1 pseudogene is annotated in these 699 nt (G+C 70.2%); it reads left to right on the plus strand.

Going from position 1 to position 699, the window contains the following annotated elements:
* Positions 1-699: pseudogene (locus ACFHNC_RS24720) on the plus strand (IS630 family transposase); the annotation flags it as partial.

Consider the following 699-nt stretch of genomic DNA (forward strand, 5'->3'; position numbering starts at 1 on the left):
CGCGCGAGACACCGGCAGCGCAGCACCTCGCCCCTTCGGCAAGCCCCTCGGCCTCGTGTTGCTGCCCGAACGCGACTGGATGCTCGCGCGGATCGCGGCGGCACCCGACCTGACGGTCCGCGCGCTACGGGCCGAGTTGGAGATCGAACGCGGCCTGCGCGTTGGCTACGGCGCGGTCTGGCGCTTCCTGGCCCGCGAGGGCCTCAGCTTCAAAAAAAAGCCTGCACGCCGCCGAGCAGCATAGGCCCGACGTTGCGCGCCGCCGCGCGCGCTGGCGTCGCCATCAGGCGCGCATCGATCCCACCCGCCTGGTCTTCGTCGATGAGACCTGGGCCAAGACCAACATGACACGCACCCATGGCCGCGCCCCGCGCGGCCAGCGCCTGGTCGCCCATGGCCACACGGGCGGTGGACCACCATGACCTTCCTCGCCGCGCTACGGCACGACCGCATCGACGCACCCTGCGTGATCGACGGGCCGATCAACGGCGTGCTGTTCCTCGCATGGGTGCAGCAGTTCCTGGTGCCCACGCTGCAGCCCGGCGACATCGTGGTGCTCGACAACCTCGGCAGTCACAAGGGCCAGGCCGTGCGCCGCGCTATCCGCGCCGCCGGTGCGCACCTGCTGTTCCTGCCGCCCTACAGCCCCGACCTCAACCCAATCGAGATGATGTTCGCCAAGCTCAAGACCCTGCTGCG

The sequence above is a fragment of the Falsiroseomonas sp. E2-1-a4 genome (assembly GCF_051433165.1).
Lineage (GTDB): Bacteria > Pseudomonadota > Alphaproteobacteria > Acetobacterales > Acetobacteraceae > Falsiroseomonas.